The 22,846-nt window shown below is 71.8% G+C and carries 16 protein-coding genes; 11 read left to right on the top strand and 5 right to left on the bottom strand.

What is annotated here, in order from left to right; all coding sequences use genetic code 11:
- Window positions 1–308 precede the first annotated feature (308 nt).
- Window positions 309–1,334 carry a beta propeller repeat protein gene (locus ABD785_RS16895; RefSeq protein ID WP_344829076.1) on the top strand — a complete coding sequence of 342 codons (1,026 nt, stop codon included), beginning with the start codon at window positions 309–311 and terminating at the stop codon, window positions 1,332–1,334.
- Window positions 1,335–1,768: 434 nt separating this feature from the next.
- Here the strand turns inward: ABD785_RS16895 and ABD785_RS16890 are convergent, their stop codons facing one another.
- Together ABD785_RS16890 and ABD785_RS16885 are read right to left on the bottom strand one after the other, a co-directional pair.
- Window positions 1,769–2,038, bottom strand: a complete 270-nt coding sequence (locus ABD785_RS16890; protein ID WP_344829074.1) for a tyrosine-type recombinase/integrase — start codon at window positions 2,036–2,038, stop codon at window positions 1,769–1,771.
- A 163-nt stretch (window positions 2,039–2,201) separates the two neighbouring features.
- Window positions 2,202–3,803, bottom strand: coding sequence for a DUF7507 domain-containing protein (locus tag ABD785_RS16885; protein WP_344829072.1), 1,602 nt, complete (start codon window positions 3,801–3,803; stop codon window positions 2,202–2,204).
- A 242-nt stretch (window positions 3,804–4,045) separates the two neighbouring features.
- Here ABD785_RS16885 and ABD785_RS16880 point away from each other — a divergent pair, with 242 nt between their 5' ends.
- Window positions 4,046–5,416 (top strand): glycosyltransferase, encoded by a 1,371-nt coding sequence (locus ABD785_RS16880; RefSeq protein ID WP_344829070.1) that lies wholly within the window; start codon window positions 4,046–4,048, stop codon window positions 5,414–5,416.
- Between the two features lie 10 nt (window positions 5,417–5,426).
- Entirely contained in the window at window positions 5,427–6,326 is a 900-nt protein-coding gene (locus tag ABD785_RS16875) for a glycoside hydrolase family 16 protein (protein ID WP_344829068.1), read from the top strand.
- A 7-nt stretch (window positions 6,327–6,333) separates the two neighbouring features.
- Here the strand turns inward: ABD785_RS16875 and ABD785_RS16870 are convergent, their stop codons facing one another.
- Entirely contained in the window at window positions 6,334–7,986 is a 1,653-nt protein-coding gene (locus tag ABD785_RS16870; RefSeq protein WP_344829066.1) for a leucine-rich repeat domain-containing protein, read from the bottom strand.
- A 366-nt stretch (window positions 7,987–8,352) separates the two neighbouring features.
- Here ABD785_RS16870 and ABD785_RS16865 point away from each other — a divergent pair, with 366 nt between their 5' ends.
- From ABD785_RS16865 to ABD785_RS16845, 5 genes are all read left to right on the top strand, one after another.
- On the top strand, window positions 8,353–9,978 hold the full coding sequence (locus ABD785_RS16865; RefSeq protein WP_344829064.1) for an alpha-amylase family glycosyl hydrolase: 1,626 nt from the start codon (window positions 8,353–8,355) through the stop codon (window positions 9,976–9,978).
- A gap of 183 nt (window positions 9,979–10,161) precedes the next feature.
- Entirely contained in the window at window positions 10,162–11,841 is a 1,680-nt protein-coding gene (locus tag ABD785_RS16860; protein ID WP_344829062.1) for a fatty acyl-AMP ligase, read from the top strand.
- Window positions 11,838–12,128, top strand: coding sequence for an acyl carrier protein (locus tag ABD785_RS16855; protein WP_344829060.1), 291 nt, complete (start codon window positions 11,838–11,840; stop codon window positions 12,126–12,128). The genes ABD785_RS16860 and ABD785_RS16855 overlap by 4 nt, the downstream gene beginning before the upstream one ends.
- Window positions 12,125–17,395 (top strand): type I polyketide synthase, encoded by a 5,271-nt coding sequence (locus ABD785_RS16850; RefSeq protein WP_344829059.1) that lies wholly within the window; start codon window positions 12,125–12,127, stop codon window positions 17,393–17,395. The genes ABD785_RS16855 and ABD785_RS16850 overlap by 4 nt, the downstream gene beginning before the upstream one ends.
- Entirely contained in the window at window positions 17,392–18,144 is a 753-nt protein-coding gene (locus ABD785_RS16845; RefSeq protein ID WP_344829056.1) for a thioesterase II family protein, read from the top strand. The genes ABD785_RS16850 and ABD785_RS16845 overlap by 4 nt, the downstream gene beginning before the upstream one ends.
- Here ABD785_RS16845 and ABD785_RS16840 read toward each other — a convergent pair.
- Window positions 18,141–19,196 (bottom strand): aldo/keto reductase, encoded by a 1,056-nt coding sequence (locus ABD785_RS16840; protein WP_344829054.1) that lies wholly within the window; start codon window positions 19,194–19,196, stop codon window positions 18,141–18,143. The two genes, ABD785_RS16845 and ABD785_RS16840, sit on opposite strands and share 4 nt — an antisense overlap.
- Before the next feature lie 13 nt (window positions 19,197–19,209).
- Window positions 19,210–20,001, bottom strand: coding sequence for an SDR family NAD(P)-dependent oxidoreductase (locus ABD785_RS16835; RefSeq protein WP_344829052.1), 792 nt, complete (start codon window positions 19,999–20,001; stop codon window positions 19,210–19,212).
- 104 nt (window positions 20,002–20,105) lie between these two features.
- Between ABD785_RS16835 and ABD785_RS16830 the strand changes: the two genes are divergently transcribed.
- From ABD785_RS16830 to ypfJ, 3 genes are all read left to right on the top strand, one after another.
- Complete coding sequence (locus ABD785_RS16830) at window positions 20,106–20,945, top strand: LLM class F420-dependent oxidoreductase (protein WP_344829050.1); 840 nt, start codon at window positions 20,106–20,108, stop codon at window positions 20,943–20,945.
- Window positions 20,946–20,982: 37 nt separating this feature from the next.
- Entirely contained in the window at window positions 20,983–21,831 is an 849-nt protein-coding gene (locus tag ABD785_RS16825; RefSeq protein ID WP_344829048.1) for an SCO6745 family protein, read from the top strand.
- A gap of 117 nt (window positions 21,832–21,948) precedes the next feature.
- On the top strand, window positions 21,949–22,803 hold the full coding sequence (ypfJ, locus tag ABD785_RS16820) for a KPN_02809 family neutral zinc metallopeptidase (RefSeq protein ID WP_344829046.1): 855 nt from the start codon (window positions 21,949–21,951) through the stop codon (window positions 22,801–22,803).
- Window positions 22,804–22,846: the final 43 nt, after the last annotated feature.

Raw genomic sequence — 22,846 nt, 5'->3', positions numbered from 1 at the left:
ACACCGCCATGCAGACTTGGAAAGCGTGTTGGGTGCAAGCCCTCACGAGTTCGAATCTCGTATCCTCCGCCAGCATGCCAAGGCAAACGCAAGCCCCGGTCCCTCTTGAGAGCCGGGGCTTCGTCGTTCTCAGTTGCAGTTGGCCCTAGAAACCCGGCTAGAGCAGCCCTGGGGCGGGAGCGCAACGGCAGAGGTGGTTCGGGCCAGGGACACCTGTCGGCAACGCCGTCCTCGCGAGGGCGCCCCGGCTCGGAATTGAGCCTAAAAGACACTAGCGTTTTTTTGAAGACCGCTGAATAGTGATCGTCATGAAACGTCTGCTGGCCATCGCCGCCGTCCTCTCCTTCGCCACCCCCGCCAACGCCGCCGCCCCTGAGCTGAGCGAAGTCAAACTCCCCTTCCTCTGGTCCGAGGCCGGGCTCGGGACCGTCGCCGTCGATGTCGGGGGCGGGGCCTGGATCGGCGGCGCCCAGGGCAAGTACTGCATCAAATGGGCCGACTTCTGCGCGGTGAGCAGCCCCGGCAACCCGGTCCTGCGCCACCGCGAGGGCACCTTCTGGAAGGAGTACCCGCTCAACGGCTGGAACGGCCAGCCCCTGAACGGCCAGGGCCAAATCGCCAAGGTCGTCTCCAGCGGGGCCGAGACCTGGGTCATGGGCACGGATCGGGCCGGTTACCCCGGCACCTACGTGGCCCGCTTCGACGGCAAGGCGTTCCAGCCGGTCACCCTGCCGGTCAAGGACATCAGCTCGCTCTACACCAGCCCAGCGGGCACGTTCATCACCTACTACGAGGGCCTGGACAGCCGGCTGGCCAAGCGGACCGGCACCACCTGGACCGAGATCAAGCTGCCCGATCTCTTCTCGCCCTACGACGTTCAGGGGCTGGCCGGGAACGACCTCTGGAGTGTGGGCGGCGGCAGCGGCGGAGCCTCCTACGTCCAGCACTTCGACGGCAAGACCTGGACGTCCACCAAACTGAACGCCGGCCTCGGCGACGAGTTCGTCTCCGCCATCGCCCCGGTCACGAGCAAGAACGTCTGGGCCCTGTCCAACCTGCGCCTGCTGCACTGGACCGGCTCCGCCTGGACCGGCGTCAACGCCCCCGCAGGGACCGACGGCCTCTCCGACCTGGCCGTGGACGCGTCCGGAACCCCCTGGGTCACCTTGCGGAAGTCCGGGTCGGCGACGGGCCTCCCCTACCGCTACGTCCTCGGCGCGTGGGAGCCGGTGAAGCTCCCCGCCGGTGTCTCCGTCGGGGACCTCGCGGCAGCGCCCGGCGGCGGAGTCTGGGGAGTCGGCGCCAAGGGCAACGCGCCGACCGTCGTCAACTGACCACTTGGTGGTCCGATCTCCGCCGGCGGACGAGGCCGGCCCGTACGAGGAGGTCGGGCCGGTCTTCATCCACGCGGAGCCCTGTACGGGATCGCCCATCCAGGTCAGGGCCTTGATCGTCCAGCTCGTGGACATTCGGCTTGATCTGGGTTCGCCAGTTGCATTTCCCGTTGCATTCGTACGTGTCCGTGGGTGTTCAGGAGCGTTCAGCAGAACAACGAACCCCTGGTCAGCAGGGGTTTTGGCCCCCTACGAACACCGACGTGCAGACTTGGAAAGCGTGTTGGGTGCAAGCCCTCACGAGTTCGAATCTCGTATCCTCCGCTCGCCTGACCAGGCAGAACAGGAGCCGGTGTCCCCAGGACACCGGCTTTTGTCGTTCTCGCAGTCTCACTCCCCGTCTCCTTCGGCCCGACCGGCCGGTTCTTGACCTGTCAGGGCAGGCCGGGAAGCCATTCGTCCTCCTCAGCTTCAGCCGGGACCGCCGCCCGCTGGTCGTTCCAGAGCAGTCCGCCGGCCTGCCGCGCCACGCCGGTTCGGATCGAGTCAACGACGTGCTGATAGCGCTCGGCCATGGACACGCTCGACCACCCCATGATCGTCATCACCGTGGGCGCGGGGACGCCCAGGATCAGCAGGACCGTGGCCGCGGGAGGCCGTGCGTCATGGAGGCAGAGCGGACTGGCCGCCGCGGCCGGTTCCACCGGGGTCCCGACGGTGCAGAGTCACGGCCTGGTCGCCGGCCGCCACGGACCACGCGGTCCGACCCCGTTGCCGGGCAGGGCCCGGCCCCATCCTCGAGCTCACCCCTGCACTCCGAGATCGTGATCCCATCCCGAGGAGGTGCGGCCGGGTGGGCAGGCGGCCTCAGCAGGAGGTGCGGTGCCCGATGGGTTGGCGGCAGGAGCCGTGCGGTCCGGGTTTCGGCTTGGGGTGAAGCTTGGGGCGAGGCTTGGGTTCGGGGCGGTGGGTGGGCGGGCCGGGCCGGGGGCGGGGTCCGGGGGTGAGGGTGAAGGTCGTGGTGGAAGGGTCGGAGGTGACGAGCCCGGCGTTGTCGGTGCGGTGGGCGGTCGCGGTGGCGGTGTTGACGATCTTGCGGCGTTGGATGTCGCCGGCGGTGAGGGTGTGGTGGCCGGTGCAGGTGGTGCTGCGACCGGGGGCGAGGGTGATCGCCGGGCAGGTCAGGGCGGTGGCACCGGGATCGGTGATGTGCAGGGTGTCGAGGTCCTGGTCGCCGGTGTTGGTGAGGACGAACCGGTAGGGCAGCCGCTGGCCGGCGGTGTGAGGAGCGGGGAGGGCGGTGTCGACCAGTTTGCGCAGGGACAGGGCCGCCCGGGGGCGGAAGGAGCGGACGACGACGTTGCGGATGAGGTGGACGTCGGTGAACGCACCGGTCGAGGCGGCGAAGCCGAAAGAGTATCCGGCGGGGACGGTTGCGGCGGCGGCGGAGGCCGGGACCCGGCGGAGGCTCTGGCCGGATTCGGGGGCGTCGAAGGTCAGGACCCGGTGGAAGCCCTGGCCGTCCTGGAAGTCGACATCGACGGTGACCTGGGGATCGGGTGCGGGGCTGATGCGGATCCGAACGGTGCGCTTGCTGGGTTCCAGCAGGGTCTGGGCGTCCTGGGCGGTGGTGCCCGGCGGGATCGTGGCGAGCGGGCCGACGAGCTGACCGGGCAGGGTCGAGGGCCAGGGCGCGGTCGTGGTGGTGTTGGAGGTCGTCGCGGTGAGCCAGCAGTAGCCGGTGGTGCCGTCGCCCGGACCGCGGACGGTGACCATGTTCTCGCCGGGGCCGGGGATGCGGAAGTTCTGGCCCGCGGGTGAGCGTCGCGGGCAGCCGTCGCCGCGCTGTTCCCAGTCGCCGAAGTAGTTGCCCAGCGCGTCCAGGCCGATGCCGAGATAGCCGTTCCGCACGCCGGGGATGAACGGCCGGTTCGGATCGCCGTCGGGGCGCTTCTGGGCGTAACCGAGGCTGCCGCCGAACGCGCCAGGAGCGTCCAGGTCACCGATCCCGTCGGTGAGGAAGAAGGAGATCCCGTCCGCGTGCTGCATGCCCGGCCTGATCGGCGACGGCGTCGTGCTGCCGTACTGCCACTGCTCGAAACTGACGTCCAGCCCGTCCGACGCCGGGATCTCGCTCTGGAACAGCGCCGCGCCGGCCCGGTCCTTGCCGGCGTCGGTGAGCTGGAGGTAGCCGAACGGCGCTCCCGGATTCGGCGGCACCGGCCCCACCTGGCCGTCCGGGCAGCCCCGCAGCGGATGGGAGCCCGCGCCCACCGCGATCACCTGTGGAGCGCCGGTCAGGCAGGCCGTCCCGTACCCCTGGAACCGCGGATCGGACTGCGCCCCGGTGAACTGCTCCGACACCAGCAGCGACCCCGCGACGGCCGAGGCCGCCGGAGCACCTGAACCCCCGGTGACCAGTGCTCCCACCGCGCAGACCGCCCCCGCTGCCCACAATCCCCGAACCATGACCACTCCTCCTACGGCGACCCGGAGCAGTTGATCATGATGTCGGGCCCTTCCGGGGGAGACTTGCCGCGCCAGGGGCGATGGATGCCCGCGCGAGTGCGCACCTCCGCGCACTGAACTCGCTCTGCGCCATCGCCACCGGCTGAGCGCGGGAGGACACGTCTTCCCGGCTCGGCGGAGCCCCCGCCCGATCATGGGGATTCTTGCCCGGGAAGGGAGGTCGAGCGGAGACTCTCTCGCCCGTGGCGTTGGAAGACTCATCGCTTCAGGGGGTGGTCGCCATGGTGGGGGGCGGATCGAGGGTTCGCGGGTTCGCGGTGTTCGCGGTGATCGCGGTCGCGTGGTTCGAGTGGGCCGGAACCGATGAGTTCGGTCCGCTGGGGCCGGGCATGCTGATCCTGCTCGTGATCAAGCTGCTGCTGGCGTCCTGTTACCGGAACCGGCGTGCGACGGGCGTCGGCGCGGCCGGTGTCGTGCTGGTCATTCCGACCTTCAACGAGGACCTCGGAACGCTCCGGCGCTGCCTGCTGTCCATCCTGGACCAGGAGGTGCTGCCGCCGACCGTCGTGATGGTCGACGACGGCAACGCCGACGACGGCGCCCTCCTCGTGGGGAGGAGCCTCGTCCAGGCGTTCGGTGCCCGGGGCTCGGAGCTGGACGTGCTGCGGCAACCCGCCAACCTCGGCAAGCGGGAGGCGCTCGTCCGCGCGTTCCTCAGCAGGCCGGACGCGCGCGTCTACATCACCATCGACAGTGACACGGTCCTGCGGCCGGACGCGGTGCGCGAACTGCTCGTCGGCCTGGCCGACGAGCGCGTGACGGCGGTGACCGGTGTCGTCCTGGCCGCCAACGCCCGCACCAACGTGCTGACCAGGCTGCTCGACCTCCGCTACGCCAACGCCTTCCTCTACGAGCGGGCCGCCTATTCGGTGCTCGGCAGCGTGCTGTGCTGCTGCGGCTCGCTGTCGGCCTACCGGGGCGAGGTCGTGCGGCGCCACCTCGACGACTTCCGCCACCAGCGGTTCCTGGGCCGTCCCGCGATCATCGGGGACGACCGGAGGCTGACCAACTACTGCCTTTCCGAGGGCCGGGTCCTCCTGCAGAGCACCGCGGTCGCCGAGACGATGGTCCCCGAACGGGTCGGTCACTTCCTGCGCCAGCAGGCGCGCTGGAACCGCTCGTTCTTCCGGGAGTCCCTGTGGTGCCTGCGGACCTTCGCCCTGCGACGCCCGATGGCCTGGCTGCTGTCGGCCGTGGAGATGACGAGCTGGGTCGTGTTCACCTCGACCCTGCTGTACGCGCTGCTGGTCGCCCCTTTCCTTCAGGAGCGCCTGCTCATCCTCCCGTACGCCACCATGATCGCGACCTTCGGCTATCTGAGGTCCGTGCGCTATCTCGACCTCCGCCGTCCCGGCACGACCACCTTCCAGCAGCTGTGCGTCTTCGCGATGGCACCCCTGTACGGGCTCATGCACATCCTGCTCCTGCTGCCTCTCCGGCTGTTCTGCCTCCTGACCCTCACCCGGACGGGCTGGGGCACCCGGGAGACCGTCGAGATCTCGATGGCATCGGCTGACCTCGCGCATGACCTGCGCGAACCCGACCTCGTGTAGCGAGCCTCCGATGATCCGTTCCGCAGCCGAGCTCCTGCAGGTCCTCGCAGCCGTCGCCGGCGCGGGCTTCCTGGCCGTTTCCGCCGGCGTCCACATCACCTCGTCCGAAGAGCGTCCGCGCCGTCCGGCCCGTCCGGCCCCTCCGGCGGCGAGACCGAGCCGCCCGGCGCCCCCGCCCGCGGTCGACCCCGCCTCGCCTCCCGCGCCCCGAGGCCGCACCTGGACCTGGTCCGACGAGTTCGACGGCACCGGCCCGCCCGCCCCGGGCAAATGGGCGATCGTGACCGGTGACCGCGGCGGCTGGGGAGGACACGGCCTGGTCTCCTACGACGCCGCCCATCTCGGCCGGGACGGGCGCGGCCATCTGGTCATCACCGCCGACCACCAGACCGCCGACACCACCTGCTGGTACGGGCCGTGCAGCTACGGCTCGGGACGGATCCGCTCCGTCACGCCGGTCCGCTACGGACGCGTCGCCGCCCGCATCCGCTTCCCCACCGGAGCCGGCGTCTTCCCCGCCTTCTGGCTCCAGACCAACGGCTCCGAGCTGCGCGGGCCCCGCTACGGCGAGATCGACATCGGCGAGATCTTCGGCGCCCGTCCCCGCCAGGTCTTCTCCGCCGCCCACCACCTCGACCGGGTCGCCTCCCACAGCACGACCCTGCCGGGCCGGGTCGACCGGGGATTCCACACCTACGCCGTCGACTGGACCCCGGCCCGCATCACCTGGACGATCGACGGCCGCCCCTACGGGCACCTCGACCGCTACAAGGGCTGGCCCTTCGACCAGCCCCTGACGATCATCGTCAACCTCCAGATCGGCGGCGCCTGGCAGGGCTCGCCCCCGCCGAGCACCCGCTTCCCCGCCCGCATGACCATCGACTGGATCCGCGCCCTCGGCACCCGATGACGGCGGGTCAGTCCCCGGCGGGGCGCAGGGAGCCGCGGAGGGCCGGGTAGGTGGTGTGGACGCGGGTCGTGGTGGGGGCGTCCAGGTCGGTGTGGCCGAGGTCGGCCGCCGCCAGCAGGGGGAGGGAGAAGAAGGACTCCGGAAGGGTCTTCAGCGGGTTGAAGGAGAGGTCGAGGAGGCGGAGGCCCGGCATGCGCGCGAAGGCGTCGTCGGGGAGGGTGATCAGGGGGCGGCGGGTGACGGTGGTCCCGGAGCGCTTCTCGTTCCAGCGGTCGATCTCGAGGTGCTCGAGCGTGGTGATCGACCAGACGGCCGACAGCAGATCGGGATCGGGTTCGGGCTGGAAGGACCAGGGGGTGTTGCCGCTCAGGCGCAGGACGCGCAGCGGCAGCCGTGCCAGGTCGGGGAGGCGCCGCAGGCCCTCGGACAGGGAGCCGCGCAGGTCCAGGTGTTCCAGTGCGGTCAGTGCGAGCAGGGTGTCGGGCAGTTCGGCCAGCCAGACGTGGGACAGCTTCAGGGTGCGGAGGTTCGCCAGACCCGTGATCGGTGACGGGAAGGCGACGATGTCGTTGTACTCACCCGGCTGGAGGTTGGAGAGGTCCAGTTCGCGCAGGGAACCGAGGCGGCCCAGCGCCGGCGGGACCGGGCAGGACAGCCTCGCCGCCCGCAGGACCTCCAGGTGCGTGAGGTCTCCGAGGGAGTCCGGGAGGGCGGTCAGCGCGTTGCCGGAGATGTCGAGGACGCGCAGGGCTCGCAGTTCGCCGAACGAGCCGGGCAGTGCGGTCAGCCCGGTGCCGGAGAGGTTCAGCTCCTCCAGCTCGGACAGGACGCCGAGCCCTTCGGGCAGGGTGCCGAGGTCGCCGTTGCCCGCGAGCGACAGGATCCGCAGCCGGGGGAAGGACAGCAGGTCTCTCGGGAACTCGCGCAGCTTGCGATCGGACAGGTCGAGTTCGGTCACCTCCTCCGGCCGTTCCCGAAGGGCCCTCAGCTCCGCCAGGGCGATCTCGTGGGCCGGACGGATCCCGTCGCGCAGGACGGGACGGCCCTCGCGCAGTGCGGCGCCGATGGTCCGCTCGTCCACGGATCCGTTCTTGCCGAACATCTCCGGGACGACCAGTTCGCCGAGCTCGTCATGGGTGAAGTCGACCGGCTGGTTCGTCCGGTAGGGATCCGCGATGTGCAGGGCCTCCGGCGGCCGGTCGAAGTACATGCAGAAGTACAGGGTGCTCATGACGAACGGTGCCCGGAGCAGTCCCCGGACGGTCAGCACCCCGCCGTCGTCCCCGTAGCTGCCCTGGACTCCGCCCGTCGCGGTCAGGTCGCCGCGGACGCACAGCTCGGGACAGCCCGACAGGATGACGTTCCGCGCGGTCACGTCCCCGGTGACCAGGAGGAAGTTCCCGCTGCCGCTGTCCCACCAGTCGAGGGTCCCCGCGACGGAGAGGTCTCCGTCGACGATCACGTTGTAGGGGATCCAGTCGTCGTCGGACTCCGGCTCCAGATCACCGGCGACCACCAGCCCGCCCTCGTACAGCCGGATCTCCTGCTCAGCGGCGAAGTCCCCGAACGGATGGGCCACGTCCTCCGACACCTCGAACCGTGACTGAGCCTCCTCCGCGCTGATGATCCGATATCCCGCCGGCGACACGCTGCTGGTCATGCCGGGGGATCCTAAAGGATCACCGGCGGGCTCCGCCGCCTCCTCCGGAATCCGTTACTCACCGCAGCCACACCGAGACCCTCCGGGCCGAACACCATCTCTCATGGCAGGGCTCTCACCTGGCAAAACAGCACGAACACGGCGCTTCATTTCCGCTATACCCCTTATGTCGGGAATGCGCTAGCGTGCTCCCGACAGCCGAAGGGATCATGCTCTCCGTGACGAGGAGCGTCGGTCGCGACGGCCGTCTCGGCCTCCACATCGTGATCAGGCGCGCTCGGCAGCATCGCACCCGCGGCACGACCCGCGGCCGAGTCGATCGGATGGGACGCTCGTCCAGCTGATCTTCGACATGCGAGGTGTTCAATGGCTGAGCTCGGTCAATGGTGGAAGGACGCCATCGTCTACCAGGTCTACCTGCGCAGTTTCGCCGACGGCAACGGCGACGGCGTCGGCGACTTCGTGGGGCTGCGGGAGCGGCTCCCCCACCTCGCCGAACTGGGCGTGGACGCGATCTGGCTGAACCCGTTCTATCCCTCGCCGATGGCCGATGGGGGCTACGACGTCAGCGACTACCGGGACGTCGATCCGCGGTTCGGCACCCTCGCCGACGCGGACGCCCTGATCCGTGCCGCCGCCGCGCACGACATCCGCGTCATCGTGGACATCGTGCCCAATCACTGTTCGATCGAGCACCCGTGGTTCCGGGACGCCCTGCGGAGCGGGCCCGGCGGCCCCGAGCGCCGCCGGTTCCACTTCAGGGACGGCGGACCCGACGGGAGCCCGCCCAACAACTGGCAGTCGATGTTCGGCGGCCCGGCCTGGACCAGGGTCGAGGACGGGCAGTGGTACCTGCACCTGTGGGACTCGAGCCAGCCCGACTTCAACTGGGACGACCCCGCGGTCCCCGCGATGTTCGAGGACGTCCTGCGGTTCTGGCTGGACCGCGGCGTGGCCGGCTTCCGGGTCGACGCGGCCCTCGGGCTCTACAAGGCCGAGGGCCTGCCCGACCTGCCGCCCGGCGCGCCCGGCGTGGGCCCCGACTCCCCCTACATGACGCAGCCGGCGCTCTTCGAGCTCTACCGCGGCTGGCGGAAACTGCTCGACTCCTACCCCGCCGACGTGTTCCCCGGACGCAGGGCCGCCGTCCTCGAGGCCTGGTATGACGACCGTGCGGTCATGGCCCCCTTCATGGAGGACGGCCAGCTCCATCAGGTCTTCAACCTGGGGCTCGTCGCGACTCCCTGGCAGCCCGCGGAGCTGCGGGCGTCCATCGATTTCGCGCTGGACGTCTGCGCGGGGTCGGAGACCGCGGCGCCGTGGGTGCTGGAGAACCACGACTCCCCGCGCCTCGCCACCCGGATGGGCGTGGACCAGGCGCTGATCCGCAATCCCACGCCCGAGGTGATGCGCGGAGAGGTGCGGGTCGACGCCGAGACGGGCGCGCGGCGGGCGAGGGCGGCGGCGCTGCTGCTGCTCGCCCTGCCCGGTTCCGCCTACGTCTACCAGGGGCAGGAGCTCGGGCTGTTCGAGGTCCTGGACATCCCCGCCGACCGCAGGCAGGACCCCATCTTCGCCCTCACGGGCGGCCTGGTCGTCGGCCGTGACGGCTGCCGCATCCCGCTGCCCTGGAGCGGGGGGACCGCACCGTACGGCTTCAGCGAGAGCGGCTCCCCCTGGCTTCCGCAGCCGGAAGGCTGGGCGGGCTTCACGAGGGAGGCGCAGAGCGACGACCTCGGCTCCCCGCTCAGCCTCTACCGAGCCGCGATCAAACTGCGCCGCGAGCACCCGGCGCTCGGGGACGGCGAGCTGGCCTGGGCGGACACCCGTCCCGACCTGCTGATGTTCACACGCGAGCCCGGCTTCGTGTTCGTCGCCAACTTCGGATCCGCGCCCGCTCTTCTCCCGCCGGGCGACGTCATCCTGACCAGCGTCCCGGTCGAGGACGGGCTGCTGCCCCCGGACGCGGCCGCCTGGATCTCCCTGCCGTAGCCCGCAAGCCGTCTTCACCGGAACTCTCTCTCATTAGACAGCAAGGGCGTTTACCCAGGTCAGAAGCATGATCATTTTACGTGTTTCAACTTTCACCCGATATTGCGGGCGGTGTTAGCTAGGTCGCGAAGAGCGGGGGTCGGCTGGCCCTTCGTTGCCGCGTTCGTGACACTGGAGGCCGCGATGACCGCACTCGAGAAGCCGTTGTCCGTTGTCGGCTCGCTGGGAGTTCACGCTCTCGAGCGGCCCGCGGAGGCGGCCATGACGTTCGTCGGCTACGGGCGGGCCGCCGAGGGCACGGCCACGACCCTCACGTTCAGGGAGCTGGACCGGCGGGTCAGGGTTCTGGGCGAGATCATCGCCGGACGGGTCGCCCCCGGGGAGCCGGTGGCCGTCCTCTGTCCCCAGGGTCTGGACTACGTGATCGGATTCCTGGGATGCCTGGCGGCGGGCGCCGTGGCCGTCCCGCTCTACGCGCCCGAGCCGTTCCGGTCGGATGCCGGGCTCGTGGCGTCGCTGAAGGACGCGCTGCCCACCCTGGTGCTGACCACGTCGGCGGCCCGGGCCCCGGTCGACGGGCTGGGCGCGGCTCCGTCGCTCGCCATCGACGAGATCGGCGGCGACACGGCCTGGCGGCCCCCGGAGCGCTGGGACGAGACCGCCTATCTGCAGTACACGTCCGGTTCGACGAGCTCGCCGCGCGGCGCGGTGATCAGTCATGCGAATCTGGCCTGGTCGTCCGCGCAGGTGCGGGAGGCCTATCGGATCGACGGATCGTCGCGGGTGGTCAGCTGGCTGCCGCTGTTCCACGACATGGGGCTGATCGCCGGGCTCGCGTCGCCGGTCGTCGCGGGCGCGCACTGCCTGCTGATGGATCCGATGGCCTTCGTGCAGCATCCGCTGCGCTGGCTGCACGCGCTCTCCTCGCACCGGGCGACCTACACCGCGATCCCCAACTTCGCGCTCGACATGTGCGTCGACCGCACCACCATCACCCAGCGGGCCGGGCTCGATCTGAGCCGGCTCACCGCCGTCACCAACGGCAGCGAACCGGTGCGCGACCGTTCGCTGCGGCGCTTCAGCGAGGCCTTCGCGTCCGCCGGATTCCGGCCGGAGGCGCACGCGCCGAGCTTCGGCCTCGCCGAGGCCACCGTGCTGGTGACCGCCAAGCCCTTCGGGACGGAGCCCGCGATCATCGACTGCGACCGGGCCGAGCTGGACGCCGGGCGGGTCCGGATCGTCATAGCCGACGATCCCACGGCCCGCCGGATGGTCGGCTGCGGGACGCCCACTCTCCAGGACGTCCGGATCGTCGACCCCGAAGCCCTCACCGATCTGGGCTCCGGCAGGGTCGGCGAGATCTGGGTGCGGGGGCCGAACGTCGCCGGCGGCTATCTCGGGCAGGCCGACCACCCCGATTTCGGCGCCCACCTCGACGGGACGGACGGCTGGCTGCGCACCGGCGACGCCGGATTCCTGCACGAAGGCCAGCTCTACATCGCCGGACGCTACAAGGACCTGATCATCGTCGACGGCCGCAACCACCACCCGTCCGACCTGGAGGCGACGATCGAGAGCACCCTCCCCGGGCTGCGTCGCGGTCATGTGATCGCCTTCTCGATCGAGGTCGAGGACACCGAACGCCTCGTCGTCGTCGCGGAGAACGACCCGCGCTCGCAGGTCGGCACGTACTCCGACCCGTCGGCCCTGCTGCGGGCCGCGCGCCGGGCCCTGGCCGTAGGCCACGGGATCGAGCTGCACGATCTGCGCGTGATCACGAGAGGCGGCCTGCCGAAGACCACCAGCGGCAAGCTGCGCCGCGGCACCTGCCGGGAGCGCTACCTCGCGGGCGGCTACCAGTGATCGTCACCACGCGCTGGCTGCGGGAGACCGCCGCCGGGCTGCTCGGCCTCCCCGCCGACGAGCTCGACCCCGCCCGTCCGCTGGCGGAGCTCGGATTCTCCTCCCGGACGGCCGTCGTCTTCACCGGCCTCATCGCCGACCGGTTCGACACCGCGGTCACTCCCACTCTGCTGTGGGAGTTCCCGACCATGAACGGGCTGGCCGCCCATCTGACGGCCGGTGCCCCGGCTCCCGCCCCGCCCAGGGCTCCGCATCCGCTGACGGACCTCCTCTCAGAGAGCTCATGACGACGATCTCCAGCCGCCTCGCCGATCTTTCTCCGGCGCGGCGCGACGAAGTGCGCGCACGACTCGACCAGGCGGCCTCGACGGTCTCCGCCGAACCCGTCGCGATCATCGGGGCGGGCTGCCGTCTTCCCGGTGGCGCCGACTCCCCCGAAGCCCTGTGGCGCCTGCTCGAGGACGGTGTCGACGCCGTCCGGGAGGGGCCTCACGACCGGTGGGACGTGGAGGCCTTCTACGATCGTGAACCGGGCTCCAGGGGCAGGGCCGCCACCCGGTGGGGCGCCTTCCTCGACGACGTCACCGGGTTCGACGCCGCCGCCTTCGGGATCTCCCCCGCGGAGGCCTCGGCCATGGACCCGCAGCAGCGGCTGATGCTCGAGGTCGGCTGGGAGGCGCTGGAGCACGCGGGCATCGTGCCCGGATCCCTGGCAGGCAGCGGCACCGGGGTCTTCGCGGGCCTCTGCCACAACGACTACCTGATGCGGCTCGGCGGGAACTGGAACGCCATCGACGCCTACACCGGCACCGGCAACGCGCACAGTGTCGCGGCCGGGCGGATCTCCTACCTGCTGGGCCTGACCGGGCCGAGCATCGCGGTCGACACGGCGTGCTCGTCGTCGCTGGTGGCGATCCATCTGGCCTGCCAGAGCCTGCGGATGCGCGAATGCGATCTGGCGCTGGCGGGCGGCGCGAGCCTCATGCTCAGCCCCGAGAGCACCCTCGCCCTGTCGAGCTGGGGGGTGTTCTCGCCGACGGGCCGGTGCCGCAGCTTCGACGCCACCGCCGACGGCATCGTCCGCGGCGAGGGCGCCGCGATGATCGTCATGAAGCGGCTGACCGACGCCCTCCGCGACGGCGACCGGGTCCTCGCGGTCGTGCGCGGCTCCGCGGTGAACTCCGACGGCCGCTCGCAGGGGCTCACGGCGCCGCATCCGGGCGCCCAGCGGGCCGTCATCCGCGCGGCCCTCGACCAGGCCTCGATCGACCCCGACGAGGTCGGCCTGGTCGAGACCCACGGCACCGGAACGCCCCTCGGCGACCCCATCGAATTCGGCGCCCTCGCCTCGATCTACGGCCGGGGAGTTCCCTGCGCCCTCGGCGCCCTGAAGACGAACATCGGCCACACCGAGGCGGCCGCGGGAGCCGCCGGCCTGCTCAAGACCGTCCTCGCGCTCCGCCACGGCGTCATCCCCCGCAACCTCCACTTCACCGCCTGGAACCCCAAGATCCCCGCCACCGGAACCGCCCTCTACCTCCCCACCACCCCCGCCGGCTGGCCCTCGGGCCCCCGCTACGCGGCGGTCTCCTCCTTCGGCATCAGCGGCACCAACGCCCACCTCCTCCTCGAGCAGGCCCCACCCGCGATCCCGGCCCTCCCCCACCCGGACGACCCGCCCCGACCGGACGAACCCGTTGTCATCCCGATCTCGGCGGCCTCGACCGCGACCCTCCCGGAAACCGCCGCCCGCCTCGCGAGCTGGCTCCGCGGCTCCCCCGAAACCGCCTTCGCCGACATCGTCCACACACTGGGGACAAGGCGCGAACACCAGACCGCCCGCACCGTCATCGAAGCCACGACCACCCAGGACCTCCTCACCGCCCTGACCACCCTGTCCGGACCCCCCACCCAGCCGCCCCCCCGAAACACGCCCCTTCCGGCCGAACACGACATGGCGGGGTCGAACGTCCTCGGCGCGTCCGTCCCGACCGGGCGCGGCGTGGTCGGCTCGAAGGGGTCCGGCGCGGTTGGAGCGGTCGGGGTCGGGGCTGGTGGAGGAGCTGTCTGGGTGTTCTCCGGGCAGGGGTCCCAAGGGGTGGGGATGGGGCGGGGGCTGCTGGAGGGGGACGCGGCGTTCGCTCGGGCCGTGGACGAGCTCGATCCGCTGATCTTCGCGGAGAGCGGGTTCTCGGTGCGGGAGGTGCTGGAGAGCGGGCGGGAGGAGAGCCGCATCGATCGGGTGCAGCCGTTGCTGTTCGCGGTGCAGGTGGGGCTGGCGGCGGCGTGGAGGGCTCGGGGGGTGCGGCCCGGGGCCGTGATCGGGCAGTCGATGGGGGAGGTCGCCGCGGCGGTCGTGGCCGGGGGGCTCTCGGTCGCCGACGGGGTGAAGGTGATCTGCCGGAGGTCGCGGCTGCTGCTGCGGATCGCCGGGCTGGGGGCGATGGCCTCGGTCGATCTGCCGCATGACCGGGTCGTGCTCACGCCGGGGGTGTCGGTCGCGGTCGTGTCGTCGCCGGGGACGACCGTTGTCGCGGGGGATCCCGAAGAGGTCGGGCGGCTGGTCGCGGAGTGGGCGGGGCGCGGGCTGCTGGCCAGGGTCGTGGCCGCCGATGTCGCGAGCCACTCCCCGCAGGTGGAGCCGCTGCTGGGCGAGCTCGTGGAACTGCTCGGCGATCTCGAACCGCGGCCCGCGGCGGTGCCGTTCTACACGACCGCGGGCGGCGATCCGCGCCGCTCCGCCGTGTTCGACGCCGCGTACTGGGCCGCCAACCTGCGCGAACCCGTCCGCCTCACCGACGCCGTCGCCGCGGCCGCCGCCGACGGGCACCGGATCCACCTCGAGGTCTCGCCGCATCCCGTCCTGACCTTCGCGCTCGCCGAGACGCTCGCCGAGGCCGTCGGGGAGGGCGCGGCCGTGCTGCACACGCTGCGGCGCGGAGACGACGACCTGCGGTCGATGCGCGCCCAGCTCGGCGCGCTGTACGTCGCCGGGGGCACGGTCGACTGGTCCGCGGTCCATCCGCGCGGCCGGCTGGCCGATCTGCCCGTACGGGCCTGGAACCGGCACGACCACTGGATCCCGCTGCCGCGGCCCCGGCCGGGAGGGGCGCCCGGCGAACCGAGGGTGCTCGAGGCCGCGACGGGCCATCCCCTGCTGGGCACCGGGTTCGACGTGCCGGGCGACGGCGGAAGGGTGTGGCAGTCCGATCTCGGCACCACGCGGGTCCCCTGGCTCGGCGACCATGTCCTGAACGACGGTGCCGTGCTGCCCGGGACGGGCTTCTGCGAGCTGGCGATCGCCGCGGCGGCCGAGTACTTCGCCGTCCCCGCCACCGAGGTCGAGATCTCCGATGTCCGGTTCGAGTGCTTTCTCGCGCTGGCCGAGCGGACCCGCGTGTCGACGTCCGTGACGGGCTCCGGCCCCGGCGAGGCCCGCTTCGAGGTCTTCACCAAACCCGGCGGCACCTGGTTGCGGCACGCGACCGCGACCCTGCGCAGGGTCCCCGCGGGAGCGCCGGCCTCCGCCGACATCGACGCGCTGACGGCCGCCCATCCCGTGCCCGTCGACGTGCCCTCCTACTACGCCAGGCTGCGCGGAGCGGGCTACCACTACGGCCCCGCCTTCACCGGGCTGCGCGCCCTGCGGATCTCGGCCGGGACGGTCCTCGCCCGGGTCGCCGTGCCCGCCCACGCCCGCACGGACCCGGCCCTGCACCTGCATCCCGTCCTGCTCGACGTCTGCCTCCAAGCGGTCGGCGCCGCCCACGCGGCGGGATCCGGCGTCGCCGCCACCGCGACCCCGCACAGCGTCGGCCGCCTCCGGGTCCACGGAGACACCGCCCGCACCCGCCTGTGCGAGGGCCGGGTGACCTTCAGCGACGGCGGATCCCTCACCACCGAGGTCCGGCTGCTGGCCGAGGACGGCACCTGTCTCGCCGAAGTCCACGACGCCCACTTCCGCTCCGTCGACGCCTCCGAACGCCGCCTCGCCCCGCTCTTCCACCACATCGAGCACGTGCCCTCCCCCGCCGTACCGACCGCGGCCTTCGACCACTGGACGGTCCTCGGCACCGGCCCGCTGGCCGACGCCCTCGCCACCCGCCTCGGCGCGTCCCGCAGAATCGAGAACGGCTTCCACGGCGGCATCGTCGTCGTCACCGACCCGATCCCGGGCCCGGCCGACACCCTCCCTTCCCTCCAGAAGCTACTCTCCCGAACCCGTCCGGCACTGAACGTCACGGGCCGCCTGTGGATAACCTCCTCGGGCTTCACCGAGCCCGTCCGCGCCCTCACCCGGGTCCTGGCCTTCGAGCACGAGGACCTCCGCCCGACCCTGCTCACTCACGACACGGGGCAGCACGGACCCGAGCACCTCGCCGACCAGGTGCTGGTCCCCGAACTCCTGGCCGCCGACCCCGCCGACGAGATCTCCTGGACGGCCGGAACCCGCCGGATCGCACGCCTGGCCGCCCGCCCGCTGACCGGCACCACCGCCGGCACCCGGGTCGCGAGCCCCGACGGCGCCTACGTCATCACCGGCGGCCTCGGCGGAATCGGCCTGGAGACGGCCCGCTGGCTGGTCCGCCTCGGCGCCCGGCACCTGATCCTGAACGGCCGGAGCGAACGCGCCCCCGAAGCCCTCCAGGAACTGAGGACCGGCGGCGTCAGAGTCGACGTCGTCCTCGGCGACATCGCGGAGCCTGGCCTGGCCGAGCGCCTGGTCACCGGCGTCCGGGTCAGCGGGGTCCTGCACGCGGCGGCCGTCGTCGACGACGCCGTGCTGAGCACCCTCACCGAGGCCCAGCTCGCCCGGACCTGGCGTCCCAAGGCCGACGGCGCGCTCCGCCTGCACGAGGCACTCGCCGGCCAGTCTCCCGACTGGTTCGTGACGTTCTCCTCCGGTTCGGCCATGTACGGCTCCCTGGGCCTCGGCGCCTACGCGGCCGCCAACGCCTGGCTGGACGGCTTCGCCCGCTGGCGCCGGGCGTCCGGGCTGCCCTCGCTGAGCGTCTGCTGGGGCCCCTGGGGAGAGGTCGGCCTGGCGGTCGAGCTGGGAGAACGCGGTTACGCGACCCTCTCGACCCGCGACGCCCTCGACGCCCTGCGCCTGCTCATCGAGGCGGGCGACACCGCCCCGCCCTCGATCGGCGTCTTCCCCGCCGATCCCGCCCGCTGGCTCGCACCGGCCCCGTCCCTGGCGGCCTCCCCGTTCTTCTCGGCGATGGCCTCCTCCGCGACCGAGGACGAAGCCTCCTCAGGCGAGATCCTCACGGCTCTCGACGCCCTGTCCGGCCCCGAACGGCGAGCCGCCCTGCGCGACCATGTCGCCACCCTGGTCGGGGCCGTCCTGGAGCTGCCCGGCCCGATCGACCCCGCGGCGTCCCTGGTCGCGCTCGGCTTCGACTCGCTCAGCGCGATGCGCCTGCGCCGCAGGCTCCAGGCCGATCTGGGCGTCCCCGTCCCGGCGACCGTCGTGTGGACCCATCCCACCCTCGACCTGCTCACCGGGCATCTCCTCACCCGCCTGACGCCCTCCGGAGGCACCTCATGACCGCGACGCTCGCCGCTTCCGGCTGGCTGCTGCCCCTCGCCGACCGTCCGCGGGCCGAGGTGGAGCTCTACTGCTTCCCGCACGGCGGTGGCGGCGCGTCGGTCTACCGGGCATGGGCCGATCACCTGCCCCCGTTCGTCGCCCCCTACGCCCTGGCCCTGCCCGGACGCGAGCACCGCGCCGAACTCCCGCCGGCCACCGAGGCGGAACCCCTGGTCACGGCGTTCACAGCGGCACTGCGCGGTTCCACCCGCCCCTGCGCGCTGTTCGGGCACAGCTCCGGCAGCCTCTTCGCGACCCGGGTCGCCCTGGCGCTGGCCGAGGCGGGAATCCCGCCGGTCCTGCTGGGCGTCTCGGCGTTCCCCGCCGCCCATCTGACCGGCCGCGCCCTGGACGTCCGCGCACGGTTCCGCTCCGACCTCGAGGGCACCGTCCTCAGCCTCGACGCCCAGGCCGCAGCGGCCTTCGAGGATCCCGCGATCCGCACGGCCGCCCTCTCCGCGGTCGCCGCCGACATGATCCTCCACTCCAGCTACGGCGAAAGTTTCACGGGAAACATCGGCTGCCCCGTCTCCACCTTCTGCGGCACGTCCGACCCCATCATCACCCCGCCGGAGATGGCCGAGTGGGCGCACTTCACCACCGCCCCGCCGACCGTCCACACCTACCCCGGCGGCCACTTCTACCTGCGCGAAGAGCGAGCCAACGTCGTCGCCGACCTCACCTGGGACCTCGCCGCCGCCCTTTAGCCCGCCGCAGGACGGTCGAGTTCCGGACGGCGGCGGGCGGCGGGAGACAGGTGCGGGGAGACCCAGGCGCCGTCGGGGTGGTAGAGGTCGAAGCCCGGGGGGACGATCTCGTCGACGCGGTCGAGCGATGCGTCGTCGAGGACCAGGGAGGCGCCCTTCAGTGACGCTTCGAGCTGCTCCATCGTCCGCGGGCCGATGATCACCGAGGTGACCGCCGGATGGGCGGCGGGGAAGGCCAGAGCGAGCTCCGGCAGGGTGCAGCCGAGGCCGTCCGCGACCTCGACCAGCGCCTCCACCGCGTCGAGCTTGGTGGCGGTCAGCGGCAGCGACGGGTCGAACCGGCCGGGTGTGAGCGCGGCGCGTCCGCTGGTCATGTCGATGGGCCGGCCCTTGCGGTTCCTGCCGGTGAGGAACCCCGACGCCAGCGGCCCCCAGACCAGGACGCCCATCCCGTACCGCCGCGCGACCGGCAGCACCGACCGTTCGACGCCCCGCGCCAGCAGCGAGTAGGGAGGCTGCTCGGTCCTGAACCGCCCGAGCCCCCGCCTTTCCGCGACGACCTGAGCCTCGACGATCTCCTCGGCGGGAAAGGTCGAACACCCGAACGCCCGGATCTTCCCCTCCCGGACGAGGTCCGTCAGCACGGACAGCGTCTCCTCGACATCGGTCCGGTGATCCGGCCGGTGCACCTGGTAGAGATCGATCCAGTCGGTCCCGAGCCGCCGCAGGCTCTCCTCGACCTCGCGCACGATCCACCGGCGCGAGTTCCCGCCCCTGTTCGGCCCGCCGCCCATCGGGAAGTGCACCTTCGTGGCGAGCACGACCTCGTCGCGCCGCCCCTTGAGCGCCTTCCCCACGATCTCCTCGGACTCGCCCGCCGAGTACATGTCGGCCGTGTCGATGAAGTTGATCCCCTGGTCGAGCGCCGCATGGATGATCCGCGCGCAGTCGTCATGATCGGGATTGCCGATCGCCCCGAACATCATCGTCCCCAGGCACTGAACGCTCACTTCGATGCCGGTCCCGCCAAGGACCCGATAACGCATGCTCATACTCCGACATTAGTCACGGAATGATCGCGTCGATGTAGCCTCCGTCGGCGCGGACGGCTCCTCCGGTGGTCGCGGAGGCGTGGTCAGAACTCAGGTAGACGACCATGTTGGCGATCTCGGCGGGCTCGATCAGCCGCTGGAGCAGGGAGTTCGTCCGGTGTTCGGCCATGAACCTGCGCTGCGCCTCGGGCCAGGGCAGGTCGCCGACCAGGTCGGTCACGAAGGTCTCGACGCCCGCGGTGTGGGTCGGCCCCGCCATGACCGTGTTCACCGTGACCCCGGTGCCCGCGGCGGCCTTGGCGTATCCGCGCGAGACGGCCAGCAGCGCCGTCTTCGTCATCCCGTAGTGGACCATCTCCTCGGGGATCACGACCGCCGAATCGCTGGCGATGAACAGCACCCGCCCCCAGCGGCGGTCCATCATCCCGGGCAGGTACTGACGGGTCAGCCGGACCGCCGACAGCACGTTGACCTCGAAGTACCGCGTCCACTCGGCGTCGTCGATCTCCAGCACGGGACGCGCCTCGAAGATCCCCAGGTTGTTGACGACGATGTCGATCCGGGGAAAGAGCTCCAGCACCGTCCGGGCTCCGTCGGCGGTCGCCAGGTCGGCCGCGACCCCGGCGAACTCCGCGCCGGGGTTCTCGTCCGTGAGCGCCCGCACCGCGGCGTCGACCCGGCTCCGGCTCCGCCCGTTCACGATCGTCCTGGCCCCGGCCATGGCCAGGCCCGCGGCGATGGCCCGGCCGATGCCCTGGGTGGAGCCGCTGACGAGCGCGGTCCGTCCGGTCAGATCAATGTTCATGGTCGGGCCCTTCCCCGAACCGGGTCGAGCCCACCGCCCGTCCCCGGAATGGATCGGCCGGACCCGCGGTTGCCGCCGAGGACACTGCGAGCGGAGGGAACGCGATGGAACTCGGGCGGATCGGCGTGTGGAGCAGGGAGCTGCGGTCCGAGGACGGGAGCGTCGACATCGCCGCCGCGGCCGCCGAACTGGAGCGGCTCGGCTACGGGGCGGTCTGGCTGGGCGGCAGCCCGTCGGTCCATCACGCCCGCCCGCTGCTCGAGGCCACCTCACGGCTGGTCGTGGCCACCGGGATCCTCAGCATCTGGGACGGCGCCGCGGAGACCGTCGCCGCGCAGCGCGCCGAGCTCGCCGCCGCGCACCCCGGACGGTTCCTGCTCGGCATCGGCGCGAGCCACTCCGCCATGGCCAGGGACTACAGCAGGCCCTACTCGGCGACGGCCGCCTTCCTCGACGGCCTCGACGCCGCCCCGATCCCGGTCCCCGCCGCCGAACGCGTGCTCGCCGCCCTCGGCCCGAAGATGCTGGCCCTGGCCGCGGCCCGCAGCAGGGGCGCCCACCCCTACCTCGTCACCCCCGAGCACACCGCGCGGGCCAGGGAGGGCCTCGGCGACGCCCTGCTCGCGCCCGAGGTGAAGGTCGTCTGGGAGACCGATCCCGCGAAGGCCCGCGAGCTCGCCCGCGGCCATCTCGGCATCTACCTGACCCTGCCGAACTACACGAACAACCTGCTGCGCCTGGGCTTCACCGAGGCCGACTTCGCCGACGGCGGCAGCGACCGGCTGGTCGACGCCGTCTTCGCCTGGGGCTCCCCGGACGCCGTCCGCGCCAGGATCGAGGAGTACGAGTCCGCGGGCGCCGACCACGTCGTCGTCCAGGTCATCGCCGACGCCCTCCCGCTCCGCGCGTGGAGCGAGCTCGCCGGGACCCTGGGGCTCGGCTGATCTGGTCATCCGGCGGCCGACGGGCCAGGATCGGGGCATGGACGATCTGACACCCGCACGGCGGGTCTGGGCGGCGGTCGAACCGCTGCACGCGATCTCGTACTTCGCGCCCGAGGCCACCGGGGCTCTGACGGCGACCGGCCTGCGCGGCTACTGGATGGGGTACTTCGCGGGCAGGGCCGCACCGATGGGACCGGTGAGCGCGAGCGTCGTCCGGGCCACCTTCCTGGTGTTCTCCCCGGCCAGGGTCGAGCGGGCCCTCCCCGACGCCTGGAGCTTCGCCCCGGTCGAGACGATCCTCGCCGCCAAGATCGAGGGGGCTTCGGCCGCGCTGCGCGCCGCGCTGCCCGAGGTCCCCGAGCGCCTCGTCGAGCTGATGGAGGAGGCCGCCGGGTACTGCCGCTTCGACGGGCGTCCGCTGGCCGCCGCGTGGGCGGAGGTCCCCCGGCCCGACGATCTCCACGGACGGCTCTGGCTGGCGGCGACCGTCCTGCGCGAGCACCGCGGCGACGGCCATGTCGCGGCCCTGACCAGGGCCGGGCTGAGCGGACTCGAGGCCGGGATCACCCATGTGTCGAGCGGCTCCGTCAGCCGGAAGATCATCCAGGAGAGCCGCGGCTGGACCGACGACGAGTGGAACTCGACGGTCTACGCCCTCAGCGCCCGCGGGATCCTCACCCCCGACGGCGCCCTCACCCCCCGCGGCGTCAAGCTGCGCGAGGAGATCGAGGACGACACCGACCGCCTGGCCCTCGACCCCGCCCTCCGCCTGGAGAACAAGGAGATCGACGAGCTGGTCTCCCTGGCCGCCCCGCTCTGCCGGACCCTGCTCGACGGAGGCCACTACCCCACCCGCACCCCCGTGGGACGCCTCCCCGCCCTCTGACCCGTTCCCTGATCTTTCCCCTGACCAGCCCTTATCCCCGGGAACCGCCGGGTAGTGCCCCCGGAGTACCACGAGGAGTCGGGGGGCCTTGGCGTGGACTTCAATGACGACGCGCGCTTGGACGCATCGCAGGTAGAGGTGAACAACGGCGGCGGTCACCGGGGCCGCAACACCGCCATCGGCGGCGGGCTGGCCGGGCTGCTGGGGCTGGTCGCCATGCTGTTCCTCGGCTTCAACCCGTTCGAGGAGCAGCAGACGGCCACCCCCGCCGCCGGGCGGCAGCAGATCGGCGAGCGGACCGACCTCCAGGCGGCCTGCCAGACCGGCGCCGACGCCGACCAGAACGAGCAGTGCCGGATCGTCGGCGTCGTCAACAGCATCCAGAACTACTGGACCGGCGCGTTCGCGGCCAGCAGCCTGACCTACCGCAACGCCAGGACGCAGCTGTTCACCGGCGCCACCCAGACGTCCTGCGGCTACGCGACGTCCCAGGTCGGCCCGTTCTACTGCCCCGCCGACCAGAAGGTCTACCTGGACCTCACCTTCTTCCAGCAGCTCCAGCGGCAGTTCGGGGCGTCCGGCGGCCCGTTCGCGCAGGCCTACGTCGTCGGCCACGAATACGGCCACCACGTGCAGAACCTGCTCGGGACCATGAACAAGGTCAAGTCCGGGACGACCGGCGCGTCGAGCCCGGCCGTCCGGCTGGAACTCCAGGCCGACTGCTACGCCGGGGTGTGGATGCGCAACGCCGTCAAGACCGGTTACCTGACCCAGGTGACCGGCGAGGACCTCGCCCAGGCGCTGAGCGCCGCGGAGGCCGTCGGGGACGACCGGATCCAGTCCCGCACCCAGGGATATGTCCAGCCCGACGCCTTCACTCACGGAACCTCCCGCCAGCGGACGAAATGGGTCAACATCGGCTACGACTATGGGGATCCCGGCCGCTGCACGACCTTCTCCGGTGCCATCTAGGTGCGGTTCTAGGCGTAGCTACGGATACCCGCCACACGGAATC

Source organism: Actinocorallia longicatena (assembly GCF_039534125.1).
GTDB classification, from domain to species: domain Bacteria; phylum Actinomycetota; class Actinomycetes; order Streptosporangiales; family Streptosporangiaceae; genus Actinocorallia; species Actinocorallia longicatena.
This window is presented reverse-complemented; position numbering and strand designations above follow the sequence as displayed.